The organism is Streptomyces sp. AC550_RSS872 (assembly GCF_019049285.1).
Classification (GTDB): Bacteria; Actinomycetota; Actinomycetes; order Streptomycetales; family Streptomycetaceae; genus Streptomyces.
Genome location: NZ_JAGMUL010000026.1, coordinates 397549 through 422596, shown reverse-complemented (window position 1 = coordinate 422596; position 25048 = coordinate 397549). Strand labels below are relative to the sequence as shown.

Annotated in this window: 21 protein-coding genes and 2 pseudogenes; 9 read left to right on the top strand and 14 right to left on the bottom strand. The window is 70.3% G+C overall.

The genetic code is table 11. The features are described from left to right. Positions 1 to 429: ABC transporter ATP-binding protein (locus KUM44_RS45360; RefSeq protein ID WP_254389425.1), on the top strand; the 429-nt coding region annotated here is incomplete at its 5' end. Beyond that, positions 416 to 1348, top strand: a complete 933-nt coding sequence (locus tag KUM44_RS13585) for an ABC transporter permease (protein ID WP_254389424.1) — start codon at positions 416 to 418, stop codon at positions 1346 to 1348. The genes KUM44_RS45360 and KUM44_RS13585, both read left to right, overlap by 14 nt. 33 nt (positions 1349 to 1381) lie before the next feature. On the opposite strand, the gene KUM44_RS13580 is transcribed toward KUM44_RS13585, so the two are convergent. The 6 genes from KUM44_RS13580 to KUM44_RS13555 form a co-directional block, all read right to left on the bottom strand. After that, positions 1382 to 2314: a hypothetical protein gene (locus tag KUM44_RS13580; RefSeq protein ID WP_217208076.1), complete on the bottom strand. Its 933-nt coding sequence runs from the start codon at positions 2312 to 2314 to the stop codon at positions 1382 to 1384. Positions 2315 to 2338: 24 nt separating this feature from the next. Continuing rightward, positions 2339 to 4837, bottom strand: a complete 2499-nt coding sequence (locus KUM44_RS13575) for an Hsp70 family protein (protein WP_217208075.1) — start codon at positions 4835 to 4837, stop codon at positions 2339 to 2341. A gap of 19 nt (positions 4838 to 4856) precedes the next feature. Beyond that, a complete protein-coding gene (locus tag KUM44_RS13570; RefSeq protein WP_217208074.1) occupies positions 4857 to 5420 on the bottom strand; it encodes a hypothetical protein in 564 nt (187 codons plus the stop codon). A 39-nt stretch (positions 5421 to 5459) separates the two neighbouring features. Continuing rightward, positions 5460 to 6680: a hypothetical protein gene (locus KUM44_RS13565; protein WP_217208073.1), complete on the bottom strand. Its 1221-nt coding sequence runs from the start codon at positions 6678 to 6680 to the stop codon at positions 5460 to 5462. Positions 6681 to 6778: 98 nt separating this feature from the next. Then, the gene (locus tag KUM44_RS13560; protein ID WP_217208072.1) at positions 6779 to 7861 is read right to left on the bottom strand and encodes a serine/threonine-protein kinase; all 1083 of its coding nucleotides are present in this window, start codon (positions 7859 to 7861) and stop codon (positions 6779 to 6781) included. Positions 7862 to 7940: 79 nt separating this feature from the next. Beyond that, on the bottom strand, positions 7941 to 8723 hold the full coding sequence (locus KUM44_RS13555) for a polysaccharide lyase family 7 protein (RefSeq protein ID WP_217208071.1): 783 nt from the start codon (positions 8721 to 8723) through the stop codon (positions 7941 to 7943). A 278-nt stretch (positions 8724 to 9001) separates the two neighbouring features. On the opposite strand from KUM44_RS13555, the gene KUM44_RS13550 reads away from it, so the two are divergent. Then, positions 9002 to 10942 carry a serine/threonine-protein kinase gene (locus KUM44_RS13550; protein WP_217208070.1) on the top strand — a complete coding sequence of 647 codons (1941 nt, stop codon included), beginning with the start codon at positions 9002 to 9004 and terminating at the stop codon, positions 10940 to 10942. Positions 10943 to 10946: 4 nt separating this feature from the next. Here the strand turns inward: KUM44_RS13550 and KUM44_RS13545 are convergent, their stop codons facing one another. After that, positions 10947 to 11735, bottom strand: a complete 789-nt coding sequence (locus tag KUM44_RS13545; RefSeq protein ID WP_217208069.1) for an FHA domain-containing protein — start codon at positions 11733 to 11735, stop codon at positions 10947 to 10949. Between the two features lie 203 nt (positions 11736 to 11938). Here KUM44_RS13545 and pyrF point away from each other — a divergent pair, with 203 nt between their 5' ends. Next, positions 11939 to 12637, top strand: a complete 699-nt coding sequence (pyrF, locus tag KUM44_RS13540) for an orotidine-5'-phosphate decarboxylase (RefSeq protein WP_217208068.1) — start codon at positions 11939 to 11941, stop codon at positions 12635 to 12637. 155 nt (positions 12638 to 12792) lie between these two features. On the opposite strand, the pseudogene KUM44_RS13535 reads toward pyrF, so the two are convergent. After that, positions 12793 to 13020, bottom strand: a pseudogene (locus KUM44_RS13535) (FAD-dependent monooxygenase); the annotation flags it as partial. Positions 13021 to 13211: 191 nt separating this feature from the next. On the opposite strand from KUM44_RS13535, the gene KUM44_RS13530 reads away from it, so the two are divergent. The 3 genes from KUM44_RS13530 (at position 13212) to KUM44_RS47170 (ending at position 16930) form a co-directional block, all read left to right on the top strand. Continuing rightward, on the top strand, positions 13212 to 13907 hold the full coding sequence (locus tag KUM44_RS13530; protein ID WP_217208067.1) for a TetR/AcrR family transcriptional regulator: 696 nt from the start codon (positions 13212 to 13214) through the stop codon (positions 13905 to 13907). Between the two features lie 55 nt (positions 13908 to 13962). Next, positions 13963 to 15486 carry an FAD-dependent monooxygenase gene (locus KUM44_RS13525; protein WP_217208066.1) on the top strand — a complete coding sequence of 508 codons (1524 nt, stop codon included), beginning with the start codon at positions 13963 to 13965 and terminating at the stop codon, positions 15484 to 15486. A 217-nt stretch (positions 15487 to 15703) separates the two neighbouring features. Beyond that, entirely contained in the window at positions 15704 to 16930 is a 1227-nt protein-coding gene (locus KUM44_RS47170; protein WP_308402603.1) for an SGNH/GDSL hydrolase family protein, read from the top strand. Positions 16931 to 17300: 370 nt separating this feature from the next. On the opposite strand, the gene KUM44_RS13515 is transcribed toward KUM44_RS47170, so the two are convergent. Then, a complete protein-coding gene (locus KUM44_RS13515) occupies positions 17301 to 17852 on the bottom strand; it encodes a L,D-transpeptidase (protein ID WP_308402602.1) in 552 nt (183 codons plus the stop codon). A 315-nt stretch (positions 17853 to 18167) separates the two neighbouring features. Here KUM44_RS13515 and KUM44_RS13510 point away from each other — a divergent pair, with 315 nt between their 5' ends. Both KUM44_RS13510 and KUM44_RS13505 read left to right on the top strand, forming a co-directional pair. Further along, a complete protein-coding gene (locus tag KUM44_RS13510; protein WP_217208065.1) occupies positions 18168 to 18467 on the top strand; it encodes a hypothetical protein in 300 nt (99 codons plus the stop codon). Between the two features lie 434 nt (positions 18468 to 18901). Further along, positions 18902 to 20136, top strand: a pseudogene (locus KUM44_RS13505) (PP2C family protein-serine/threonine phosphatase). A gap of 65 nt (positions 20137 to 20201) precedes the next feature. On the opposite strand, the gene KUM44_RS46770 reads toward KUM44_RS13505, so the two are convergent. The 5 genes from KUM44_RS46770 to KUM44_RS13485 form a co-directional block, all read right to left on the bottom strand. After that, positions 20202 to 20327 (bottom strand): hypothetical protein, encoded by a 126-nt coding sequence (locus KUM44_RS46770; protein WP_302185997.1) that lies wholly within the window; start codon positions 20325 to 20327, stop codon positions 20202 to 20204. 159 nt (positions 20328 to 20486) lie between these two features. Further along, entirely contained in the window at positions 20487 to 22703 is a 2217-nt protein-coding gene (locus KUM44_RS13500) for an MMPL family transporter (RefSeq protein ID WP_217208064.1), read from the bottom strand. Between the two features lie 6 nt (positions 22704 to 22709). Then, positions 22710 to 22925 (bottom strand): hypothetical protein, encoded by a 216-nt coding sequence (locus KUM44_RS13495; protein WP_217208063.1) that lies wholly within the window; start codon positions 22923 to 22925, stop codon positions 22710 to 22712. Between the two features lie 262 nt (positions 22926 to 23187). Continuing rightward, complete coding sequence (locus KUM44_RS13490) at positions 23188 to 23856, bottom strand: response regulator transcription factor (protein ID WP_217208062.1); 669 nt, start codon at positions 23854 to 23856, stop codon at positions 23188 to 23190. Next, positions 23853 to 25013, bottom strand: a complete 1161-nt coding sequence (locus KUM44_RS13485) for a sensor histidine kinase (protein ID WP_308402601.1) — start codon at positions 25011 to 25013, stop codon at positions 23853 to 23855. The genes KUM44_RS13490 and KUM44_RS13485 overlap by 4 nt, the downstream gene beginning before the upstream one ends. Positions 25014 to 25048: the final 35 nt, after the last annotated feature.

Sequence of the window (25048 nt, the reverse complement as noted above, 5' to 3'; positions counted from 1 at the left end):
CGGGCCGAGGAGCTCCTCGAACTGGTCCGGCTGAAGGGCGCGTACGGCAAGCGGGTGCACGAGCTGTCCGGCGGTATGCGGCAGCGGGTCGCCATGGCCCGCGCCCTGGCCCAGGACAGCCGACTGCTGCTGATGGACGAGCCGTTCGCGGCGCTGGACGCGATCACGCGGGACGTGCTGCACGACGAACTGACCCGTATCTGGCGGGAGACGGGGCTGTCGGTGCTGTTCGTGACGCACAACGTGCGCGAGGCGGTGCGGCTGGCCCAGCGTGTCGTGCTGCTGTCCTCCCGTCCGGGCCGCATCGCCCGGGAGTGGACGGTCGGCATCCCGCAGCCGCGCCGTATCGAGGACGCCGAGGTGGCGGAACTGTCGCGGGAGATCACCGAAGAACTGCGTGGGGAGATCCGCCGCCATGGCCAGCACTGACAACGGCGTCGACATCGAGGTCGACGTCACCAAGAACGGCTCCCCGGCGGCCGGGACGGCGCAGGACGATCTGGCGGGCCTGGAGGCCGGGCTCGACGCGCTGGACTCCGTGCAGGTCGGTCGTACGCCGCTGCGCGAGACCCTGGTCCGCAAGGTGCTGCCGCCCGTCACCGCTGTGGCGCTGGTGCTCGTGGTCTGGCAGGTCCTGGTGTGGGCCGAGGTCGCGCCCGAGTACAAGCTGCCCTCACCGTCCGACGTGTGGGGCGAGGTACGCGAGTCCTGGCTCCAGGGCACGCTCTTCGACTACATCTGGACGTCCGTCTCGCGCGGTCTGATGGGCTTCCTGCTGGCACTGGCGATCGGTACGCCGCTGGGTCTGCTGGTGGCGCGCGTCAGGTTCGTACGGGCGGCGATCGGGCCGATCCTGTCCGGCCTTCAGTCGCTGCCGTCGGTGGCGTGGGTGCCGCCGGCCGTGATCTGGCTGGGTCTGAACGACTCGATGATGTACGCCGTGATCCTGCTCGGCGCCGTCCCCTCCGTCGCCAACGGCCTCGTCTCGGGCATCGACCAGATCCCGCCGCTGTTCCTGCGCGCCGGCCGGACTCTGGGCGCGACCGGTCTGCACGAGGCCCGGCACATCGTGATGCCGGCCGCGCTGCCCGGCTATCTGGCCGGCCTGAAGCAGGGCTGGGCCTTCTCCTGGCGCTCGCTGATGGCCGCCGAGATCATCGCCACCTCTCCCGACCTCGGCATCGGGCTTGGCCAGCTGCTGGAGCACGGCCGCACCAACAGCAGCATGTCCCAGGTCTTCCTCGCCATCTTCCTGATCCTGCTCGTCGGCATCGCCATCGACCTGCTGATCTTCAGCCCGCTGGAGCGGAAGGTACTGCGGAGCCGGGGACTGCTGGTCACCCGCTGAGCGTGCGGTGCCCGCCGCCGCGTCACCGCCCGGTCAGGCGGGCGTGATCAGCACCGTGACCGTCCGGTTCCGCGCGACGCCCGCGTACGGCGCGTCCCGCTGATCCGCACTAGCCGTCGTGAACGCCGTCAGTGGTGTGCCACTGGCGGCGCTCAACTCCCGTGCGGCGACGAGCGCACGCCACAGGGAGAGGACGGAGCCGCCGCTGTCCGGGGCGCCGGGGACGGTGGCGGTGTGGCCGAGGATCTCGACGTCGGCCTGCCGTCCCGCGAGGCGGTCGCCGAGGACGGCCAGACGCTCGGCGCCGACCGGGGTGAGCCGGTCGGCCTCGGAGAAGAGCCCGTCGGTGAAGGTCACTTCCACGGAGTCCCCGTGGACGGCCGCTTCGATGCCCGGTGCGCGTAGATCGCGGGCCAGCGCCGCCACCGTGTCCGCACGGCGGGCCGACGCGCGGGCGCGCTCCTGTTCCTGCCGCGCCCGGTGTTCGGCGTCGAGGCGCTGGGCGAGCTGTTCCGCCCGGTCGGCCTGCGACGGAGCCGGTCGCTGCGGCCCGCCGCCCGCGTCGTCGGTGAGGACGACCGTGCAGGCCGTGATCGCGGCCACCACGCAGACCGCGGCGGCCAGTGCGGTACGGGCCCGGTGCCGGGCGAGCGCCGCGCGTGGGCCACGGCGGCCGAGCCGGTCGATCGTCGCCAGCCCTGCCGAAGCGGCGGGGTCATCCGGCCGCTGCTGCTGGACCCTTCGCCAGTACTCCGCCGCCCGGACCGACTCGCCGCGCTGGGCGTGCACCCGGGCGAGCAGGTCGAGTACGTCGAGATGGTCGGCGAGGGCGGGATCGTCGGTCTCGTGCAGCAGCCGCAGCGCGCCGTCCAGGTCACCGGCGCGGGCCGCCGCGCGTGCGCGCGAGACGAGCAGGACGACCCGGAGCGCGTCGGTGGGCCTGCCCGGGGTGGGTGATGTGGGCACCGTCAACTCCTCTGGTCCGAACGGCTAGTTGATGCCACCGGACATCCGCTCGGCCTCCTCCGCCGCCCCCGGGGGCAGCAGCCGGCGCAGCCGCTCGTTGACCCCGGCGAGGGCCCGGCGGTTGCCCGCGGCGACGGCCCGGCGGCCCTCCAGGATCGCGGCGTCCGCCTGGGCCCGGGAGAACATGTCGTCACGCATCTCGACCAGCGCGTGAAAGACCACGTACTCCCACTGGTCGGTACGGCGCAGCAGCTCCACGTGGAACTCCCCGGCCCGTTTGATGACACGGCGCAGTTCCGCCGGAGTCGCGTCGTCGCCGAGCGAACTGGCCCGGTCGCGGATGTTCTGCACCTCCCGACGGTCCGACGGGCCGCCGCCGGTCTGTTCCATGGCGTCCTCGCACGAGCTGAGCAGATCCCACAGCTCGCGTTGGAGCCCGGGGATCTCGATCGCCTGCTCGATGTCGTCGAGCTGAGCCTCCACATCGCGGATGCGCCGCTCACTCGTGACGGCGGCACCGGTGTCGACGGCGGCCGCGTCGACCTCCTTGCGCAGCTGCGGGATGGCCTTCTGCTCGGCGAGGTCGGCCAGTTGCTCCCGTGCCTGGTCGGAGTACACGTCCTCGGCCTGGTCCTGTAGGAGGCGTACCCGCTGTTCCAGGTCGTGGAGGCGGTCCACCAGCTCGTCGTGTTCGGGTGCCAGCAGCTCGGAGCGGTTGATCGTCGCCTCGAACTGCTGCTCGAGCAGCGGGATGTCGGCGGTGACGAGGACCTCCCGGTTGCTCGCCTGGATCTCGAACGTCACCTCGACCTCGCTCTGGGCGGGCAGGTCGATCCTGACGTCGCGCGGGCGGATCTCGATGAGCCCGACGCGGGTGTTGCGGTCGGCCCGCCTGCGCTCTCCCTCCAGCAGCGGGATGCGGATGACGGCGTCCGGCTGGGCGCGACGCAGCGCGATGGTCGTCCGGTACGGCTTGGTGACCTGGGCCGGCAAAGTGGTGCCCTTGCGCAGCAGCGGGTCGAAGGAGCCGTCGGCCTTGCCGATGCCGAGGGTGCCGGTGAGCACCGCGTCGCCGGGGACGACGGCCGCGTGGGTGATGGAGAAGGTGTCGCCCGCCAGCTTCCGCCGGGTGCCGGAGGTGTCGGTGAGCTCCACGGTGAACCGGGAGCGGGTGCCGGCGTCGATGGCCACCTCGGTGTAGAAGGTGCCGTCCGCGCCGATCTCGGTGAGCGGTCCGCGGAACGGCGGCCGGCCGTCGGGATTGCTCAGGGTGACGGCGAACCTGGTCCAGTCGACCGCGCTGCCGCTGCTCACCTTGCCGGAGACGGGGATGCCGGTGGTGTCGACGGACTGCGCCGGATAGTGGAGTTCGATCGCGAACTCGCCCTGCGCCGCCTTCTGCGGCTTCCTCGGCAGCCGGACGGTGCGGGCGAACACGGCGGCTCCGCGCGCGACCACGGTGGTGGGGTCCTGGCTGTGGTCCAGGGGAATGCCGGGTCCTTCGACCGGGTCGGCGAGCAGTTCGCGCAGGCCGGGGCTGAGGGTCGCGCCGCCGACCAGGAGCAGCCGGTCGATGTGGTCGGGGCGCAGGGCGCTCTGGGCGAGGGCGTCGCGGCAGAGCCGGATGGCGCGGGTGTAGAAGGGCAGGGCCAGGTCGTCGAGGGCGCCGCGGGTCAGGACGTACTCGAAGGGCTCGATGCCGCCGCTGCCGTCGTCCAGGTCGACGGAGATCTCGACGGAGTCCGTGCGGGACAGGGCGATCTTGGCGTTCTCCGCCTCCAGCTTGAGCTTGGCGAAGTTCTTGCGCCAGCGCGGGCTGTTGCGGGCGAAGTCGGCCAGCCCCAGTTCGCTGCGGACGGCGGGGGCCAGGACGTCGTCGACGAGTGCCCAGTCGATGAGCTTGCCGCCGAGGTACGGATCGCCCGCGTGCTGGATCAGCTGCAACTCGCCGTCGTGCTTGCTCATCAGGGCCGCGTCGAAGGTGCCGCCGCCCAGGTCGAACACCATCCAGTGGGCGGATTCGGAGGCGTCCTGCACGCCGTACGCGATGGCGGCGGCCGTCGGCTCCTGCACCAGCGGGCACTGCTCGCCGAGTCCGGCGAGGGCCGCGGCCGAGCTGGTGGCGTTGTTCTGGTTCAGGGCGAAGGAGGCCGGGACGGTGATCACGGCCGCCTCCGGCTGGTACCCGTACTCGTGCGCGGCGTCCTGCCGCAGGGACTTGAGCACCTCGGCGGAGAGTTCCTCGGGCGTCAGCGACAGGCCGGTGCGCTGGAAGAGGCGGTGGGCGCCGGCCGCTCCCATCTCCAGCTTGAACTCGGCGTAGGCGTTGTCGGGATCGCTCTCCGTGCGCTCCCGCGCCCGCCTGCCCACGTGGATCACCCCCTCCTTGGGGATCCACACGGCGGAGGGTGTGCAGTCCCAGCCGTCGTTGTTCTTGACGACCCGGACACCGTCGTCCTCCGCCACCGCGATGGCGCTGTTGGTGGTGCCGAGATCGATGCCGAAGTCGATGGTCTCGCGCATGGTCGGTCTCCTTGGTCGTTCAGGTGCCGGGGGCCCGCTCGGGGGCTGAGGTCTGCTCGGGGGCCGGGGTCTGTTCGGGCGCGGGCCTGCCGACGATGACCTGGCCCATCTGGAGGCGTTCGCCGCGGAAGTAGACCGACGGCCGTACGGTCTCCAGCACCACCTCACGGTCCAGTCCCGGCTCGTCCTGGAACACCAGGGCCTCAAGGGACTGGCCGGAGTCGAACGGCATGCCGTCGTGCTCCTGGATCTCCAGCCCGTCGTCGGCGAGCGCCTGGCGGCTCGCGTGGACCTGGCGGCGCACCTGCCTCAGGTCGGCCGCCGAGAGGGTGCCGGTCTGCCGGTCGAGTTTGCGCAGGGCGCGCCAGATTCCGACGGCGGCCCCCAGCAGCGCGTCGGTACCGGCGCCCTCCGGGGTGCGGGCCCGCTCCGCGAGGGCCTCGGCCGCCGCCACCTCGTCGAGCACCGCGGCGATCCACTCGGCCTGGGCGGGGCCCAGCGGCGGGCGGGGGATGCGGAACTGCGGATGATGCCTCAACTGGCCTAGGAAATCCCGTACTTGGGGAGCCACCGGGCGATGCATGGGTTTCTCCTTCTGTGCCGTCCTCAGGGCACCGGCGACTCAGCGGTTGACCAGATAGGCGATCAGAGCGGGGAGCCCCATGATGAGCAGGACGAGGAGACAGCCCAGCCGCAGACCGCCCCACACATCGTCGGAACCCCCGGCCGCGACGGTTCGGGCGTGCTGCCCGAACTGGGAGTGAATGGCTTCCCAGTTGGCCTCGATGCCCTGGATGTCGCGGTCCGGGGCGATCTCGTACGCCGCCTCCGTGAGCTCGACCATCGTCTGCCGCTGCTGGGCGCTCGGCCGTCGGTGCAGGTGGTAGTCCGCGAGCGCCACCGCGAGGTTGTTCAGGCCCACGGCGACGATGTGCGCGACCTCCTCGTACCGCCAATCCGAGACGAACGCGCGGAATTCCCCGAGCCGTTCGAAGGTGGGCAGGACCTGTTTCCGCAGGGTCAGTGCGGCGTCGCCGTACCGCCCGGCTTCCTGTTGGCGCTTGGCGGACAGCAGGCCTTCGGTGATCTGCTCGACCGTGTCCTCCACGGTCTCCTCGAACAGGGGGGCGAAGAGCCCCGCGAACACCTCGTGTTCCGTCCAGCCCGCGCAGATCCCGGCGAGCCGGGGCCGGAAGTCCGCGTCGGCGGCGAGTTCCCGGAGCGGGGAGACGAGCAGACGGGGCAGCGCGGCGAGGAAGTCGTCCGCGGTGTGCTCGCCGAGCCGTGGATCGTCCAGGTCCTCGATCCGTCGGGCGATGTGCTGCCGGAACTCCGGGCGCCCCAGCAGCAGTCCCCAGCCGCTCGCCGCGCCCCGCCACAAGGTGTCCCGTCCCTCCTCGGTGACGCCGCCCCGTCCGGCCTCCGCCTCCAGGGCCATGGCGTGGAAGCGCACCGCGTCGTCGTGCTCCTCGTGCAGGGCGCGGGGGCAGCCGCACTTCAGGTCGGCGTCGGCCCACCGCCACAGCAACTCGTCCACCAGCCGCCGCCGGGGGTCCTGGAACTCCTCGAACGCGGCCCGGACCTCCTCCTTGCGGGGCCCGCCCACGAGCGGCGAGTCCGGGTCCGGGGGCAGCGTGTCCCGCACCGCGAGCCGCGCCTCCAGCCGCTGTCTGTGCTGCCGTACGGCTCGTCCTCGCGCGTTCGCGGGGAGCCCGGTGACGGCGAAGGCGTTGTCGCGGTACAGCCGCACCCCGGCCAGGTCGGTGCAGCGGGACAGGTTGCCGGTGCCGCTTCGAGCGGCGGACGGCTCGCCCGCCCGGCCGCCCGTGGTCGTCTTGTCCATCGCCTCTCCATACGTCCGCTGTCCGTACGTCCGCTGCTGGTGCGTCCTCTGCTGGTGCGTGCGCTGTCGATACGTCCGCTTCTCGTGCGTCGGGCCCCTCACATGACCACCCCCCGGCGCCACGTCATCAGCCGCGCCATGTGCCGCTCCCGGAGCCGGGGATGACGGCTGACGGCCTCTTCCAGCTGGTTCGCGGCATCGGCCAGCCGGCCCGGCATCCGGGAGAGGGCGATGGCCGCCCGCACCAGTTCCTCGACGGACCGCTCCACCACCGCCGGCCCCTGCCGGGGCGCCGTCGGCCCCTCCGAGGGCCGCAGGGTCCCCGCGCGTTCGGCGACCGCCCGGGCCGTGGCGGGCCGGTCCGTCGGGTCCGTGCGCAGCATGTCCAGGACGAGCCGGTCCAGTGCGGGTCCGACGTCGTCGTTGAAGGAGCTCGGCGGTGGCAGCGGATGGCTGAACCGCTCCAGCGAGAAGGACTGCACCGGATCGCCGCCGTTGTACGGGAAGTGGTCGGTGAGCAGGAAGTACGCGATGGTGCCGAGCGCCCAGACGTCGCCGGCGCACGAGTAGCCCGTGCCCCGGCGCAGCACCTCCGGCGGCATGTAGGCGACCGTCCCCTGGGCGCTGGCGGCCATCGTGCCCGGGTCGGTCTCCTTGGCCAGCCCGAAGTCGCTGACCTTCACCCTGAGTCCGGACTCGTCGTAGGTGATGAGCACGTTGGCCAGCGACAGGTCGCGGTGCACGATGGGGTGCTGTCGCTCGTGGGCGACGGCGAGTCCCTCGGCGGCCTGCCGCAGCACGGCCGTGGCCTCGCCGACCGGTACCGCGCGGGAGTGCGATGCGATCAGCCGCTCCAGGCTGCCGCCGGCGACGTACTCCATGGTGATGTAGCCGCGCACCCCCTCGGAGGTCTGTACGGTGCCCGCGTCGAAGACCCGGATGATGTTGGGGTGTCCCAGCGTGGAGAGGATGCGGGCCTCGTCGAACATCCGGGAGGTCGCCGCCAGCGAGGCCACGTGCTTGAAGAGCTTCAGCGCCTGCCAGCCGAGGATGTGGTGCCGTACCCGGTACACCTCGGCGAAGGCGCCCTCGCCGAGCCTGCGGTCCACGACGAGCGCGGAGTTGATCCGCTGCCCACGGGTCAGCAGTGCCCTCCCCGCGCCCGTCGTGTCCCCCGTCATCCACCGCCCCTTCCGTGCCCTGAGGTCGCCTCACCGTGGCACGCACCGCCCGGGACCCCTCCCGGACGCCGACGGCCGGTCAGGAGTGGGTGACCTTGATGCGGGAGATGCGGACCTCGCCGTGGTTGTCGTCGTTGCACGGCTCGGAGTTGTCGCAGTTGGCCTGCGTGTAGGCGCCCGCCTTGAAGTAGTTGGTGTCGCCGTCGTGGGAGATCGTGGTCTCCAGGCGGCCGTTGTAGTACGCGTCGATCTCCCCGTCCCGGGCCACGAACCTGGCCTCGAACTCGGTGCCGAGTTCGTAGTCGTCGGTGACCAGGTGGGCATGCCGGTCGTCGCCGTCGGTGATGTAGAGGCTGCTGCCTTCGAGCCGGAAGACGGTGACGTCGTCGTCCCCGCCGTGGACCTGCGCCCCGACCAGGTACGGCCGTTCCTCGGGCAGGGCCATGAACGCCTCGCGGACCACGAGGGTGTGGGTGCCGTCCGTGGTGGACCATGCGGCCTCGTCCGCGCCGCCGTCGGTCATCTCGCGCAGTTCGGCGCGCGGATAGCTGGAACCTCCGGTCGTCACACCGTTGACGGCGGCCCGGAACCGCACCGCGTCGCAGTCGGCCTCCGCCCGGAACCAGGGGGCGGCGGAGAAGGTCGCCAGCTCGGGCTGGGTGATCTCGGTGGGGTCCTCGTCCTCGCCGGTGGGCAGCGTCAGCTTCCAGTTCGTCAGATCGAGGACGTCGGCGGGGTGGGCGCACCGGGCGGCCGCCCGTTCGGGCGGGGTCTGTGCACCGGCATGCGGGGACAGCGTAAGTGTGGCGGCCGAGGCGGCTGCGGTGAGACCGGCCAACACGAGGGTCCGGGTGCTGGGCATGGTGGGGTGCCTTCCTGTCGGGGTCGCTGGCTGTGTGGTTCGGGCCGCGCGTACCGTACGCGCGATCGACGGGACCCCTCCCGGAACCGGCGGTCTCACCGCATCCGCACATGTGGTCTCACCACATCTGCACATGCGGGACACCTGTGCATGCGTGCGACTGATGAAGGCTCTGGGTAGACACTGCGTACGGTCCGCCCCACGCGTTAGGTTCGTTGCGATCCTTGCGTGCGGTTCCGGGCCGCGTGCGTTCGGGATTCGACCGAGGGGGAAGATCCGTGCGTTCCGGGGACGAGTTCGCCGACCGCTATGTCCTCAAGGAGGTCATCGGCGCGGGTCGGGGCGGCGATGTGTGGCTGGCCCACGACACGGTGGTGGGCCAGGACGTCGCCCTCAAACCCGAGCGGGCGGAGGGCGAGGGCGAGACGGCGGTGCGGCGGCTGCTGGGCGAACCGCGCGCCATGGCCAAGTTCCGCGACCATCCGCACGTCGTGACCCTGTTCGACGTCGTGAACGTGCCCGAGGAAGGCGGCGGGCGGGAGACGTACTGGTTCGTCATGGAGTACGTCCCCGGCGGCGGCCTGGACCGGCAGCCGACGGTGTCTCCCTTACGGGCGGCCCGTATCGGGGCCGAGCTCGCCGGGGCGCTCGCCGCCCTGCACGAGGCGGGCATCGTCCACTGCGACGTCAAGCCCGCCAACATCGGGCTCACCCGGCACGGGGCCGCGAAGTTACTGGACTTCGGCGCCGCCTACCGGGTCGGCGGCACCGAGACCATCACCGTCAACGGCCCGTTCAGCTTCACCCCTGACTACGCCGCCCCCGAGCTGGCCCGGGGCAATGTCCCGCGGCCCGCCTCGGACGTGTTCTGTCTTGCGGCCACCCTCTGCGCGCTGGTCACCGGCGCACCGCCGCGCGGTGGCGCCCCCGCGGACGGCTCCGCTCCGGCCGGGACGGGGACCGAGGAGGAGGCCGAGCGTCTGCGGTACTGGAAGGCCGAGCAGGGTGTCGTCGAGCTGGACGCCGCCGCCGTGGGCCCGCTGTACCCCGTGCTCACCTCCATGCTGCGCCGCGATCCCCGGCAACGTCCCGAAGCAGCCGAGGTCAAGCGGCTCCTGGAGGAGGTCGCCGGATCCGGGCCGGCGCCCTCCGGGGACCCGGGCACCACCAGCCCCGTCAGCGGGCGCCGGCGGTGGCGCGGCCGGCCGCTGCTGGTCGCCGCGGCACTCGGCGTCAGCGCCGCCCTGGCCCTGGGTCTCGTCACCCTGCCGGACGGCGGCGACGATGACGGGAAGGCCGCTCCGCGGCCCGGCCGGAGTCAGAGCCGGCTCGACGGGGGCGCTCCGGACGGTGAGACGCAGGCCCTGATCGGCGATCCGCACACGGCCGACGTGTGCGCTCTGGCCGACCCCGCCGCCTTCGAGCAGTTCGGCGACGGGGAGATCCGTGTGGACGTGGACTACGGGAACTTCGACCGCTGCGACGTGCTCGTGGGCGTGGACGACAAGACCCGTATCGACGTCTCGGTGAGCCTCCGCAAGGGCTCGCCGCCCGAGGGGTCGAAGCCCTTCAGCACCGTCGGACGGATCGGCATCCGCGAGGAGCGGGCCGAGAGCGACGAGTGCAAGCTGCTGCTGACGGCCGACGGCGACAGCGGTGACACCCTGGTCGGGGTCCGCGTCAACATGGGCAAGGGTTCCGTGGTCGGCGGCACCGCGACCCTGTGCACGGTCGCCGACAAGGCCGCCCGGGGCGCGGCCGGGATCCTCGACCGGGGCCCGCTCCAGCGTCGTTCGCCCGCCTACCCTCGCACCTCGCTGGCCTGGCAGAACGCCTGCGAGCTGCTCGACGCCAAGGCGCTGTCCGTCGTTCCCGGGATCGAGGTCGACGTACCGGAGGTCGGCATCGCGAACTGGAGCTGCGAGTGGTCGAGCGACGTCGACGAACTGGACGCGGAGGTGGGCTTCTTCCGCGATCAACCCAAGTCGGCCGACGAGGGCACGGCCCTCACTCTCGGCGGACACCGCACCGTCATCGAGGAGGGCGACGACGGGGACACCTGCTCGGCGTTCGTGGAGTACCGCAGGTACAGCGGCCAGGACGCCGATACCGCAGCCGAGATGGTGCGCCTGGAGGTCGGCGGCCGGCAGCCCACGGACAAGCTCTGCGCAATGGTCCGGGACCTCGCGGCCTCCGCCGCCGGCAACCTCCGCGCCTGAGGACTCAGGGCGCGGAGTCGGGCCAGGCCGCGTCGTCCTCCATCAGGTCGAGGTCCGGCGGTACGAGCGTCGTGGACTCCACCAGTCCCTTGATCAGGTTGTGCAGCAGGCTGTTGTCACCCGGGCGGCCCTGGGACTTGTCGTGGATCAGCGGATACCGGAAGCCGGTGCGGTCCAGCCGGTGGCGTACGGCCTCGATGCGATGCTCGATCCTGCGCTCCGTCCACTTCGCGTCCGGGCGGAGGTAGCCGAGCTGCTTGGCGGCCGTGGCGTACGACAGGGGACGCGGGTCCTCCTCGTACAGCAGATAGCGCTGGCCGAGGACGACCAGCAGCAGCCGCTCGTCGTCGTTGAGCGCCCAGGTCTCCGGCCGGATGGTCTCGGCGCGCCGCCGCGACAGCGGCCCCTGGTCGTCGTGGCCCGCCACGTACAGCTCCACCAGGTGCTCGCGGTAGCCGGAGCCCTTCACGAACAGCGGGGTGTAGCCGGTGTCGAGCGGCATCGGCTCGGTGCTGAGATGCATCATCCGGCCGCGCGGCAGCCGGACGAGCTGCTGTCCGGTGTTCCGTAGCCACCACAGCCCTTGACGGTACGTCAGCTCGCCGTGCCGCCGGCTCACCCGGAGGTCGTCCACGCCGACCCCCAGGTCCACGTCCGGTTTCTCACCGCGCCCGAAGCGGACCGTGAGCCCCGGGCGGGGCGGCGCGCTGAGCTCGCCGGTGACCGTCCGGGCGTGCAGGGTTCCGGGCGTGGTGGGCGCGACACCACGCGCGAGGCTGGCGGAGAGGGTCATCGCTGGTCTCCTCGGGGCGTGGGCTCGTCAGGCTGGTCGGCGGGCGCACGGTCACTGGTCGGTGTCCGCCGGTGCGCCCCGTTCGAGGCGGTACCCGCATGATGGCTCTTCACCCACGGGAGGGGTCCCGGGGCCCGGCGGTGGACAACGCCCCGAAGTGACAGGAAACGACCAGAGGTCCACCGTCCAGGGAGAATGACGTCATGGAGCCAACCAGTCAGATCATCGTCGCCTTGGACTGCGACAACCGCGCGGCCGCTCAACAGATCGTCGATCAGCTGGGCAGCGAGTGCCGCTTCTACAAAGTCGGACTGGAGCTCCTCACAGCGGCCGGCCCGGAGTTCATCAAGCACCTTGTCGCCCAGGGCAAGGAAGTGTTCCTGGACCTCAAGCTCTTCGAGATCCCGAACTCCGTTGCCGGTGCCGTGCGTGCGGCGGGAGCCCTCGGCGTCTCCATGGTGACCGTACACAGCATGGGAGGCACGGGCATCATGGCTGCCGCTGTGGATGCGGCCCGCGACTTCCCGGAGCTTCGCGTCCTCGCTCTGACCGTCGTCACCAGCATGACCGACTCCGACCTCGCCGACATCGGTGTCGGGGTTTCTACTGAGAGCCAGGTACTCCGGTTGGCGGGCCTGGCCAAGCAAGCCGGTTGCCACGGCGTGGTCGCCTCGCCGCAGGAAGTCTCGTCCTTGCGGGGACTGCTGGGCGGCGATGCTTTGATTGTCACCCCCGGCGTTGCTCTGCCTGGCGACTCGCCTGGTGAGCACACTCGTCCCGGCACGCCAAGGGCTGCGATTGCCGCGGGCGCCTCATATGTCGTCGTAGGACGGACGGTCACACGCGCCATGGACCCGGCATCCGCATTCCGCCTTGTTCACAGCAACGTGCAGCTCCAGTAGCGGAGTTCGGTGACGAAGGGTTGGTCAGGCCGCGGCCTTCAAGAGGCGTCCGCCCAACGAATGCCTTTCTCGCTGCGGATGCGGGCGCGTTCCTGGACCGGAGGAGCGAGTCTTGGAACCGTGTGGCCGAGCAGTGCGCCAGTGGCCCTTGCGGCGCCGGTGCCGTCGTCACTTTTCCTGAACAGGACACGGCCGTCCTGTCCCAGAGCGCGCATCGCTTGGCGCCCCTCCAAAACGATGGCGCGGAACCCCTTCATGAGTCCGGCCGCCTCGATGGCGAGCTGACCGTTGCAGTCGTGGATGTCGAGCATCCCGCCCTGCGACCGTGCCTCGGGTGAGGCTTCGGCCCCGTAGACCTCTACAGGAATGCCATGGCCGTGCAGGACGCGGGCCGGCGTGAGTCCGCCGAGCCCGGCCCGAGATCGTGACGTGAGTCATGACACCCCTTGCCCTTGCTCTTGCGGCCGGTGCCGGCCGACCAACACGTTGGCGCAGTGTTCCAAAGTGAGGCCGTACGACTTTTGGTGCGCCGCACCAATTTGGATCGCCGCACCAAATGTGCCACCATCGAGGTATGACGCGAGCACGCCGACCACAGCGGCGCAACCAGGTGCTCTCCCGCGAGCAGATCATCGACACCGCGGTCGAGATGCTCGATGCGGGCGGCGAGAGCGCGCTGACCATCCGGGCACTGACCGAACGGCTGTCCACCGGTTCCGGGGCGATCTACTACCACGTGGGCACCCGTGACGAGCTGCTCGACACGGCGACGGAAACCGTGATCGGCGCGGCGCTGGCGAGCCGGCCCGCCGGGACCGCGGCCACGCCCGGGGACGAGATCCGTGTCGTCGCGCTGGCGCTGTTCGACGCGATCGCCGCACATCAGTGGCTCGCCACGCGGCTGACCCTCCAGATCGTCCGGAATCCGGTCGGCCCGGTGACGGTGGGGATCTTCGAGCGGATCGGCGGGCAGGTGGGCGCCCTGGGCGTGCCGCGAGCCTCCTGGTTCGACGCGGCTTCGACCCTCGTGCACTACATCCTCGGAGCCGTCAGCCAGAACGCCCGCATCGAGGGGGACACCTCAGGGATCGACCCCGACGGGAATCGCGACGAGTTCTTGCACGCGGCGTCCACGGCATGGCAGGGGCTCGACCCGGAGGCTTACCCGTTCATGCACGCCATCGTCGGCCAGATGAGAGAGCACGACGACCGCGAGCAGTTCCTCACCGGCATCGCCGTCATCCTCGACGGCCTCACCCACCTGAGCTGACCCGGCCGAATTGGCCGGGTGCCCCCATCGTGCGTTTCTCGAGAGGACACCTCTTATGCATGACGTCGTGATCGCGGGCGGCGGACCGGTCGGTCTGTTCCTGGCCGGCGAGCTGGCCCTGTCCGGCTGCTCGGTTCTGGTTCTTGAGCGGGACCCGGAACTCACCTCGCCCCTGAAGGCGTTCCCGCTCGGGCTGCGTGGTCTGAACGCCGGGTCGGCCGAGACGTTCTACCGCCGCGGCCTGCTGGAAGCGATGGCACAGGCTTCGGGAGTCAACCCGCAGAAGGTGGGCGCGGATCCGGAAGCGGTCAAGGCGCCCGATCCCCGTGAGCTGAGCCATTTCGCGGGCATGACGCTCGACGCGGCTGACATCAACACGGCCGCCCTCCCGTCTCGGCTGCCCAGCCCGGCGATGGAGGGGTTCATGACGAGCCTGGAAGCGGTCGGATCGGTGCTGTCCGAGCGGGCCACCGCGCTCGGAGTCGAGATCATCCGGAATGCTCCTGTCACGGCCGTGGCGCAGAACACCGAATCTGTCCTGGTCACGGCAGGCGGCCAGGAGTACCAGGGGCGCTGGCTGGTGGGCTGCGACGGCGGGCGTAGCGCCGTACGTCAGCTCGCGGGCTTCGAATTCGTGGGCACCGAGCCACTGTTCACCGGCTACGTCGCCAAGGTCACCTTCGCCGAACCCGAGCAGCTGCCGCTCGGGTTCAACCTGACGCCGAATGGCATGTATCTGCGTACGCCCCTCGAAGGGCACCTGGGCATGATGGACTTCGACGGCGGCGCCTTCGACCGCTCCCAGCCGCTGGCCCGCGAACACCTCCAGACCGTCCTGCGCCGCATCAGCGGCACCGACGTGACGCTGAGCGAGGTCCATCTCGCCTCCAGCTTCACCGACCGCGCGATGCAGACGACGACGTATCGCGAGGGCCGGGTGCTGCTCGCCGGCGACGCAGCACACATTCACTCGCCCCTGGGTGGCCAGGGCCTCAACCTCGGCATCGGCGACGCCGTCAACCTCGGGTGGAAGCTCGCCGCCACCGTGCGCGGCTCCGCTCCCGAGGGCCTGCTCGACACCTACACGACCGAGCGGCACCCCGTCGGCGCCGCTGTGCTCGACTGGTCCCGCGCTCAGGTCGCGACCATGAAGCCGGGCCCCAATGCCCCCGCGCTGCGTCAACTCGTCCACGATCTGATGCGGACCACCGACGGCACGACCCACGTGTACCGAAAGACGTCGGGGCTGTTCAACCGCTACGACCTGGGCAGCGAACAGCCCTTCACCGGCTGCACCGCCCCGGACTTCCGCTTCGAGGACGGCAGCCGCCTCGGCGAACTGCTGCGCCAGGGACAGGGAGTCGTGCTCGACTTCACCACCGACCGTGCGCTACAGGTCGCGGCCAAGGGGTGGGCAGGCCGGATCCACTACGCTGCCGGCCCGGTGCACAACGACCTCGGGCTGGGTGCCGCGCTGATCCGGCCCGACGGCGTCGTGGCCTGGGCGAGCGAGCCCGCCCCGGATCGCGACGCGTTCGAGCAGGCGGCTGCCCAGTGGTTCGGCGCGCCGCAGAACTAGAACGACCGGCGGCTCCCCGGCCCCGTTCCAGACGCGGTGCCGTTCACTCTCTGCGGATCGACCTCCCCTGCGCCGGAGCATCGGTCGTGAAGCGCACGAGCGCGAACGAGGCCAAGGCCCCTCCACCGCATCAGGTAAGGCCGCCTGACATCGAACTCGTCGAGCACCAACACCCTCAAGCAGCGCCGTAATACCCGACAGCCGAAGGGCAGCGACCGTGAACAGCGCCATAGACACCACCCCCTCCAGGTCCGAAGGTTCGGAACCGCACACCGGCACCCCAGTTGCATGGGTTCGCACCTGGGGCGCCTCCCCGCAGGCACCGAACAACTCCGTCAGCTGCATCGAGCCCTTCGAGAACGCGACGCTGCGGCAGATCGTCCGCATCACAGGCGGCGGACACCGCATCCGTATCCGCATCAGCAACGAGTACGGAACCGTACCGCTGACCATCGGCGCCGCCCGTGTCGCCATCACGGACACCGACGACGGAATCCAGCACGGAAGCGATCACGCGGTGACCTTCAGCGGCCGGCCGAGCGCCACCGTGCCGGCGGGCGCACCGATCCTCAGTGACCCCATCGGTCTGCGGACCGCCGCGCTGTCTCGGCTGACCATCAGCGTCTACCTGCCTGGCCAGGTCGGCACCGCAACCTGCCACGGGACCTTCCACACGCTCGGCTGGCTCATCCCCGGCGACGCGACCGCCCTCGTGTCGCTGCCCGCCGACGCCGCCCCCCTGCCGGCACAAGCCCTGATCACGGCCGTGGAAGTGCAGCCTGATACGCCGACCCGGGCCATCGCCGTAATCGGCGATTCCCGAGTCGATGGCATGGGATCCACCCCCGGTACCGACCGACGCTGGACGGACAGGCTCGCCGAACGTCTGGCAGCCCGCGCCGGACAGGCAGTCTGTGTGGTCAGCCAGGGCATCAACGGCAACCGCATGCTCACCGACGGCATCGGCACCGCCGCCCTCGCCCGCTTCGACCGCGACGTCCTCGCCACGCCCGGCCTCGGCCACGTGGTGATCGCCGTGGGCAACGACCTCGTCTTCTCCTTCGCCCCCCGCACCGAGGAGACCGCCGGATTCCTCGCGATGTTCCCCGGCTCACCCGTCGGCGTCGACGACATCATCGCCGCCCACCTCCAACTGGCGGCACGCGCCCGCGCGCACGGCGTGAAGGTCCACGCCGCGACCATCGCCCCCTACGGCAGCTCGGAAATGTACTCAGCCGAGGGTGACAAGGCGCGCGAGCAGATCAACGCATGGATCCGCACGAGCGGCATCTTCGACGGCGTACTCGACTTCGACGCCGTCTGGCGCGACCCCGCCGACCCCACCCACATCCGCAGCGACCTGCACATGGGTGACAACCTCCACGGCAGTGACGCGGGCTATGCCGCCCTTGCAGAATGCATCGACCTCTCCCTCTTCAACTGACCCCTGACCGAGGCGGCTTCTGAGCGACCTCGCGGCAGAAGGAGCGTCCCCCCTGGACGCACCCGAGATCGTTGCGGAAGACGGCGGTCTGCAACGACACGCCCTGCCGCCCGATGGTGACGGGGCTCAGTTGGGCGCGGCGCCTACTAGGCCGGCAGGACGGTGCGCCCAGTACACCACCTGATGGCCGATCAATCGGTCAAGCAGGCGCAGCGGGCGGTGGCGGGTCGCCCGGGCGCCGGCGCGGTGCTCGCCGCCGCGCTCGTCGTCGGCGGGCAGCGTATGGAACCGCCGACATGACGAGCTGTCTCTGGAATGCGCTTGTACGCGGACACCGGGCCCGGCTCGGGCCCGGTGTCCAGTGGGTGGGTCAGTTTGTGACGATCAGCTTGGTGGGCTTGCCGTAGCGGAAGAGTTCCTTGATGTCGGCGGGGCGGAGCTTGATGCAACCGTTCGACTTGTAGTCGGAGGCGCCGTTCCATCGCCACGGCTCGGCGGATCCCTGGCCGCCATTGCGGGTCATCTCGCTGTGGATGAAGAGGTCATCGCGCGGGGTGCCCTTGTAGCACCTTGTGTCAGGAATCCGCACCACGTACCCCTTGATCTTGCTGCCGTTGTACTTCTTGTCCCACCAGGGGATCTTGTACGTACCGTTGGGCAGCCAGCCCTGGCCGCGGGCGCAGGTGTTCTTGGTGTAGCCGGAACCGGCTCGCCACGAGTCGAGCTTGACTGTCCGGTCGCTCTGCGCGATGTAGCGGTACAGGGTGAGCGTCGACTTGGTCTGGTTGCTGTGATTCTTGTCGAAGAGCAGGTAGTTGTAGCTGCTGGCGGCCTGCGCGGGTGCCGTGGTGGCGGTGGCGGTGAGGCCGGCCATCAGGGCGACCGCGAGGGTGAGCGCCAGGTTCCGTGTGCGTGAAGCCACGCTGTGTCTCCTCCTTCGACCACGTCCACCCCTGGTGTCCGTGGCGATATGGCCCCGGTTGGGGGCCCGTTGGCGGATACGGCCGGGCTGGCTGTGGCCCGGCCGGTACTGTGCGTCATCGAGTTCAGCGGCATCGGAATTGAATGAGGAGCCGGTTTTGCCACCCTGATCAATGGCTGCTCCGAAGGCCGGGGACAGGTGGTTGCGGCGCTGGCTGAGGAGAGAGCATCGGGGTTGCCCTTGCGTCACGGGTGCGCGTAGCTTCGCGGGCCGCAGCGCCGCGTTCACGGGGGAAGCGGCACCGGGAGGGTGTTGATGGCGGGACGTCCGGAGAGTCCGCTGGATCCGAGTGCCGGGCCGGTGGCGTTCTGGGACATACCGTCCAGCCAGCCCCTGGGCTCCATGCTGCCCACACCGGGCGGCCCGCTGTTTGCCCTCGCGTTCAGCCCGGGCGGAGACACGCTGTACGCGTCTGCCAAGCACATGCCGCTACAGAAGTACGCCCTCGCCCCGGCCCGCCTCATCGAGCAGGCCTGTGACCGCGCCGGAGGTGGGCTGTCCCAGGCGGACTGGAAGACGTACCTGCCGGATCTGCCGTACCGCAGGACTTGTTGAGAGGCCGCTTTCTCCCGGCGTTTCATTCTGAAATTACTGTTTGATCCTGTGGCGTCGGGTCACGCCTGAGGACGGTTGCCTCGCCGGGAGCGGCGGCCATGAGGTCGGTCATGGCCACCAGGCGGAGTGGGTCTGCTTCGCCTTCTCCCGGTGGAGGGGGAAGCGTTCTTCCTCCAGCGGGAGGCGCACCAACCTCCTGCGCCCGGATGTCTCCTCAGCGTGACCGAAGGGCTCTTCTCCGCGGGCCCCTTAGCGCCCCTGTGACGCTGAAAGAAATTCCGTCCTGTGAACGCCCCGAGCCACCGTCCATGACCTCATTGCCTGGTCGGCCGCTCGTGATCATTCCGCGGTCGTCCCGATGGGCGCACCTGGCGGAAGCCTCGTAAGTTGGAGATGAAAGCGGTCGCGCCCGTAGAGATCGGCAGGTCACGCGCGTGACGACAGCGGAGATCGACTTTGAGGAGCTGTTCGACGCCGCGCCGAACCCGTACTTGGTGCTGGACGCCGACCTGGTGATCCGCTATGCCAACCGGGCTTATCTCCAGGTGACCGGTAGGACCGGCGGGGAGCTGGTCGGGCGGCACGTATTGGAAGCCTTCCCCGACACGCCCGCCGCGCCGGACATGGCGCGCGACTTCGCCGCCTCGCTCCAGCGCGTTCTGGCGTCCAGGAAGCCCGATTCTGTAGCTCCGCAGCGATTCGACATTCCCGTCGCCGGTCGCCCGGGTGAACTCGAAGAGCGGTGGTGGTCAGGGATGTCCAGCCCGGTCCTGGGGTCGGACGGGTCGGTGAAATGGATCATCGCGCGGGCCGAAGACGTCACTGAGTTCATGCGCTCGCCGGCCATGGGTGAGCTCACTCAGGCGCTTGGCACTCGGACGGCAGGGATCGCGGCTCAGGTGTACGCCCGGTCACGTGATCTCGAGCAGCTGAACGAGCAACTGCGCCAGGCGCATGCCCGTGAACACGATGTCGTCCTCACGTTGCAGGAGGTCATGCTCCGCTCGCCCGACCTGGCCAGGCACCGGGACATCGCCGTTCGCTATCTGCCCGCCCTTGGGTCGCTCAACGTGTGCGGCGACTGGTACGACATAGTCGATCTGCCGCCCGATCGCTATTCCATCGCCATCGGCGACGTCGTCGGCCACGGCTTGCAGGCCGCCGCAGTCATGGGCATGCTGCGCAGCGCACTGAGTGCCGCCATCCGGGCCATTCCCAGCCCCGCACAAGCCCTGGAGATACTGGGTCTGTACGCCCGGGCGGTCGACGGCGCATTGGCCACCACCGTCGCCAAAGTCCTCATCGACCCACGCAGCCGACTCATCATCTACAGCAACGCCGGCCACCCACCGCCGATTCTCGTCCATCTGGACGGCAGTTGCGAGCTGTTGGACCAGGCAACCGACCCACCGCTGGGTGCTCGACCAGATCATGTCCCCCGTCCTCAGGCCGGGTTGCCGTACACCCCGGGGGACACCCTCGTGCTCTACACCACGGGCTCATTGAACGCCGTGACGAAGACATCGACATAGGCCTGGGCCGACTGACCGACGCCCTTGCCCGGTGCACCACCCTCCCGGTCGAAGAACTCGCCGACGGACTACTGGCACATCTGGGCGTCACCGGCGGCAGCCGGGACGACATCGCTCTCGTCGTCGTTCGCCTATGACCTTTCGTGGGCCATCACCCCGATCAGCTTCTGTCGGGGGGCTTACACGCTTCGAGGCATGAGACTCATCCGCCGAGGAAGCCGGTCACCTCACCAGGTTTGACGGTGAAGCTCAGCCGGTCCACGGCCGTCTGCCGGTCCACGGCCGTCTTGTCGCCGTAGCGCTTGGTCAGCTCTCGCGCTGCGGTCATCGAGGTCACTCCTTCTCGAAGCGGTGTGGCAGTGCGCCCAGTTGCATCTGTGCCCAACTGCCGTCCACGCGCGGGCTCGGACGGGTGCCCATCCGAACCCCGCGCGTGGACTTGCTGTCGCCTGATCAACGCGCAGCGGCGATCACCGGGACCTGCCGATCAAGTAACGGGACTCTCCCTGGACGCGGGTGGACTGTCTGCGGGGCGTTCCAGTGTCACCTTGGGCAGGCGCCGGGCAAGCGGGGCGGGCAGCCACCAGGCCCACTTGCCGAACAGCTGCATGACCGCCGGAACCATCAGGCAGCGGATGACCACCGCGTCCATCAGGATCGCCACGGCGAGGCCCAGCCCGAACTCCTGGAGCATCCGGTCGGCGCTCAGCATGAAGGCACCGAACACCACGATCATGATGGCCCCGGCCGCCGTGATCACCTTGCCGGTAGAGGCCAGTCCTTCCCGCACCGCAAGGGAATGGTCCTTCGTACGCTCCCACTCCTCGTGCATGCGACCGACGAGGAACACCTCGTAGTCCATGGAGAGCCCGAACACGATCGCGAAGATCAGCACGGGAAGGAAGGCTTCGATCGGGCCCGGCTGCACGCCGAACAGGCCGTGCTGGAACACGAGGGTCATCGCGCCGAGCGCGGCAGTGATCGAGATCAGGTTGAGCAGAGCTGCCTTGACGGGGATCAGGACCGACCGGAAGACCAGCATCAGGAGCAGTGACGAAAGGCCGACGACAACGGCGATGAAGAGCGGCATCCGCTTGGAGACGGTCTCCGAGAAGTCCTGGGAGGCCGCGGTGGCGCCCCCGACCAGGACCTTGGCACCGGTGTCGTGCTCGAGTTTCGGAGCCACGTCGTCGCGCAGATGATGTACGAGGTCGGCGGTGCCCTCGGCCTGCGGTGCCGTCTCGGGGTAGACGATCACGGTGGACAGGGCGCCGTCCTCGGAGGGCATCGCGGGGCTGGCCGCGGCCACGCCCTCGGTCCTGGCCAGGGCGGACTGTACGGTCTTGCCGGCTGCCTCGTCTCCTCGCGCCAGGATGACCAGCGGACCGTTGAAGCCCGGGCCGAAGCCTTCGGCGAGCAGGTCGTACGCCTGCCGGGAGGTCGTGGTCTTCGGGTCGTTGCCCGCGTCGGCGAAGCCGAGCCGCATGCCCAGGGCCGGTGCAGACAGTGCCAGCAGGGCGATGGTGGCGGCCACCAGAGCCGGCAACGGCCGACGCTGTACCGCTTCGGCCAGGGCCCGCCAACGGCGGCCTTCGGCCTTGCCCTTGGCGGCTGTCTTGCCCGCGTGCTTGAGCACATGACGCTGGATGGGCTTGCCGAAGAGTGCCAGCAGTGCGGGCAGCAGGATCAGCGAGGCGGCCATGGTGGTCAGCACGGTCAGGGCCAGGGCGAGGGCCACGCCCTGAAGGGAGCCGAGGCCGAGTGCCACCAGGCCGAGGAGGGCGATGATCACCGTGCAGCCGGCGAAGAAGACCGTACGGCCGGCGGCGTCCAGGGCCTTGCGGCCGGCTTCGGCCGGGTCCACACCGTCGGTGAGTTCCTGCCGGTAGCGGTAGAAGATCAGTAGGGCGTAGTCGACGCCGACGCCGAGCCCGACGAGCATCGTGATGGGCGGTGTGAAGTCGGCGACGGTGAAGACGTGCGAGGCGAGAACGATCAGGCCGAGTGCTGAACCGACCGCGAAGAGGGCGGTGATCAGCGGCACGGCAGCTGCCACCAGGGAGCCGAAGAGCAGCCCGAGGATGATCACGGCGGCCGCGATGCCGGCGAGTTCCGCGATCGGGCTTCCCTTCTCCTCGGCGCCGCGCACGGCCTCGCCACCGACCTCGACCTGGAGATCGCCTGACGCGGTGGCCTTGGCGGTGTCGATGATCTCTGCGACGTCCTCCTTGGGCACGGCCTCGGCCTTGCCGTCGAGCGTGACGGTGGCGTAGCCGATCGTGCCGTCCTCGGACACCGCGGAGGCGTCGACGTAGGGACTGCGCACCTCGGCGACGCCCGGCAGTTGCTCAACCTTGGCGAGCATCTTCTCCACGGCGGCCCTGGGCTGGCCGATGCCCCGGCTGTCCTTGAGGACGATGTCGACCGTGTCCCCGGCCTGGTCCGAACCGTGCTTCGTGAACAGGTCGGTGGCCGTCTGCGAGTCGGTGCCCGGCAGCGCGAAGTTGTTCTTGTACGCGGAGCCGGCGGCCTGCGAGCCCAAAGTAACGGCGGCCAGAACGGCCACCCAGAGCAGCAGGGCCGCCCAGCGATGACGCTGCGCCCAGCCGGCCAGGGCACCGAACCGGCCGACGCGCGCCTGAGCTCGTCGGCCGGGTGGTGCGGGTGGCGCAAGGGGCGCGGGTGCGCCGCGGGTGGGAGACATGGGTGACTACCTCCGATGCGAGCGTGAGTTGCCAGGCATGACGAACGCGCCCACTACGACGCCGCACGACGTGGGTACGCCGATCGCCGGGATGGCGAACACTCCGTCGATCCCCAGGGCCAGGGCGCCGGCAGCCGACACCAGCAGAATTCCGGCGGCGGCTCCGACGAGAGCACCGACGAGCGCGGTCGTGACCCGTCCGGGAGGGGGATGTGCGTTCATGCCCTTGATCGTGCGCGCGCGACGAGGTCGAAATCGTCAGTCCCCGGACGACACCAGACGTACCTCGGCGGATGTACGCGACGCGGTACCCCGGATGTAGAGCGGCGTCCACGGGCGGTCGGTCAACGGGATAGGAGCCTGCTGACGAGCCCGGACAGGTCGCGGGATGATCACTGACCGCCCCGGTGTCATCGCGGTCGCCGTCCTGAGCGCAGTGGGCCCGGATGACCGAGGCAGGCGGGAGGGCGAGGGTCGGGTCTGCCTAGCCCTCCAGCCAGCCGGGGCTGACCATTCCGGACTCGTACGCCAGGACCACCAGCTGTGACCTGTCTCGTGCGCCCAGCTTCGTCAGGATGCGGCTGACGTGCGTCTTCGCCGTCGACAGTTGCAGCACCAGCCGCTCGGCGATCTCGTCGTTCGTGAGCCCCGCGGCCACCAGTTGCATGACCTCGCGCTCCCGGTCCGTGAGCGCATCGAGCCGAGGGTCCGGCCGAGGGCCCTTGACCCGGCCCGCGAACTCGGCGATGAGCCGCCGGGTGACCGACGGGCTGATCAGGGCGTCGCCCCGGGCGGCGACCCGCACCGCGTGCAGCAGTTCCTCCGGCTCGGTGTCCTTCACCAGGAAGCCGGTCGCCCCGGCGCGCAGCGCCCCGTACACGTAGTCGTCCAGGTCGAAGGTCGTCAGGATGACCACCTTCACCGAGGCCAGCTGCTCATCCCCCGTGATCACCTGGGTGGCGTCGAGACCGTCCGTCCCCGGCATCCGGATGTCCATCAACACCACGTCCGGCTTCAGCTCGCGGCAGGCCGAGAGCGCGGCTTGCCCGTCGGCGGCCTCGCCCACCACCTCGATGTCGTCCTCGTCGTCCAGGACCGACCGGAACCCGGCCCTGACCAGCCAGTGGTCATCCACCAGCAGGACCCTGATCATCGGCTGCTCCGCTCCGTCGGCTCTCCTGTGATCCCGTACGGTAGCCGGGCCCGCACCGCGAACCCGCCCTCCGGCCGGGGACCTGCTACCAGCTCGCCGCCCAGTGCCCGCGCCCGCTCCGTCATACCGGCGATGCCGCTGCCGCCTCCCGGCCTGGCCGGGTGGGCTGTCGCGCCGCCTTGGCCGTCATCCTCGACGGCGACCGTCAACTCGCGGTCCCCGTAGGCGATCCGGATCGTGACGTGTCCGGCGCCGCTGTGCCGGGCGGCGTTGGTCAGCGACTCCTGCACGATCCGGTACGCGGCCAGGTCCACCTGGGCAGGCAACGCACGCTCGGCCCCGGTCCGCTCGATCCGCACCGTGAGCCCTGCGAGCTCTGCGGAGGCCACCAGTGCGTCCGCCCGGGCCAGACCCGGGGCGGGTGCCCTGGGCGCATCCTCGTCGACCCGGCGAAGCAGGTCGAGGGTGGCCCGCAGCTCCTGCAAGGTCTCCCGGCTGCCCGCCTTGATGGCGCTCAGCGCCGCCTCAGCCTGCACGGGGTCCTTCTTCAGCCGGTGCAGGGCCGCACCCGACTGCACATTGATCATCGAAATGTTGTGCCCGATCACATCGTGCAACTCGCGGGCAATGCGCAGCCGTTCCTCGGTGGCCCGCAGCCGCGCCTGCTCCTCGGCGTACGCCACCCGGCTGTGCCGCGCACTGCCGAGCGCCACGACAGCGACCAGCCAGCCGGTGAGCATGAACACCGCCGTACCCGTGACATCGCTCCGGGTCATGAGGGCGCCCACGCCGACGCCGATCACCATCGCCGCCGCCACGGCGATGGCCGACTGAAGCCGGCCCTGGGCGGCGATGGCGTACAACGCCGCGATCGGGACCAGGACCAACGGCCCGTCGACGGCACTCAGCACGTAGTAGCCCCCGGTGGCCAGCGCCGTGAACCAGCCCACCGCCACCGGAGATCGGCGCCGCAACAACAGCGCGCCGCACACCGCGCCGATCAGCAGCCAGGACACGATCACCCAGGCCGTCGAGCCCTCGCCGCTGCCCAGCCGCTGCCCCTCGGCGATCGCCACCAACAGAAACGTCCCCAAAGCCAGTACGGCGTCACCACGGGCGCCCTTGGGCAGCCGGAGACGAGTCTGGGTGAGAGGCACGAGTTCATTGTCGCTGAACCACATCCGCGGCCGCT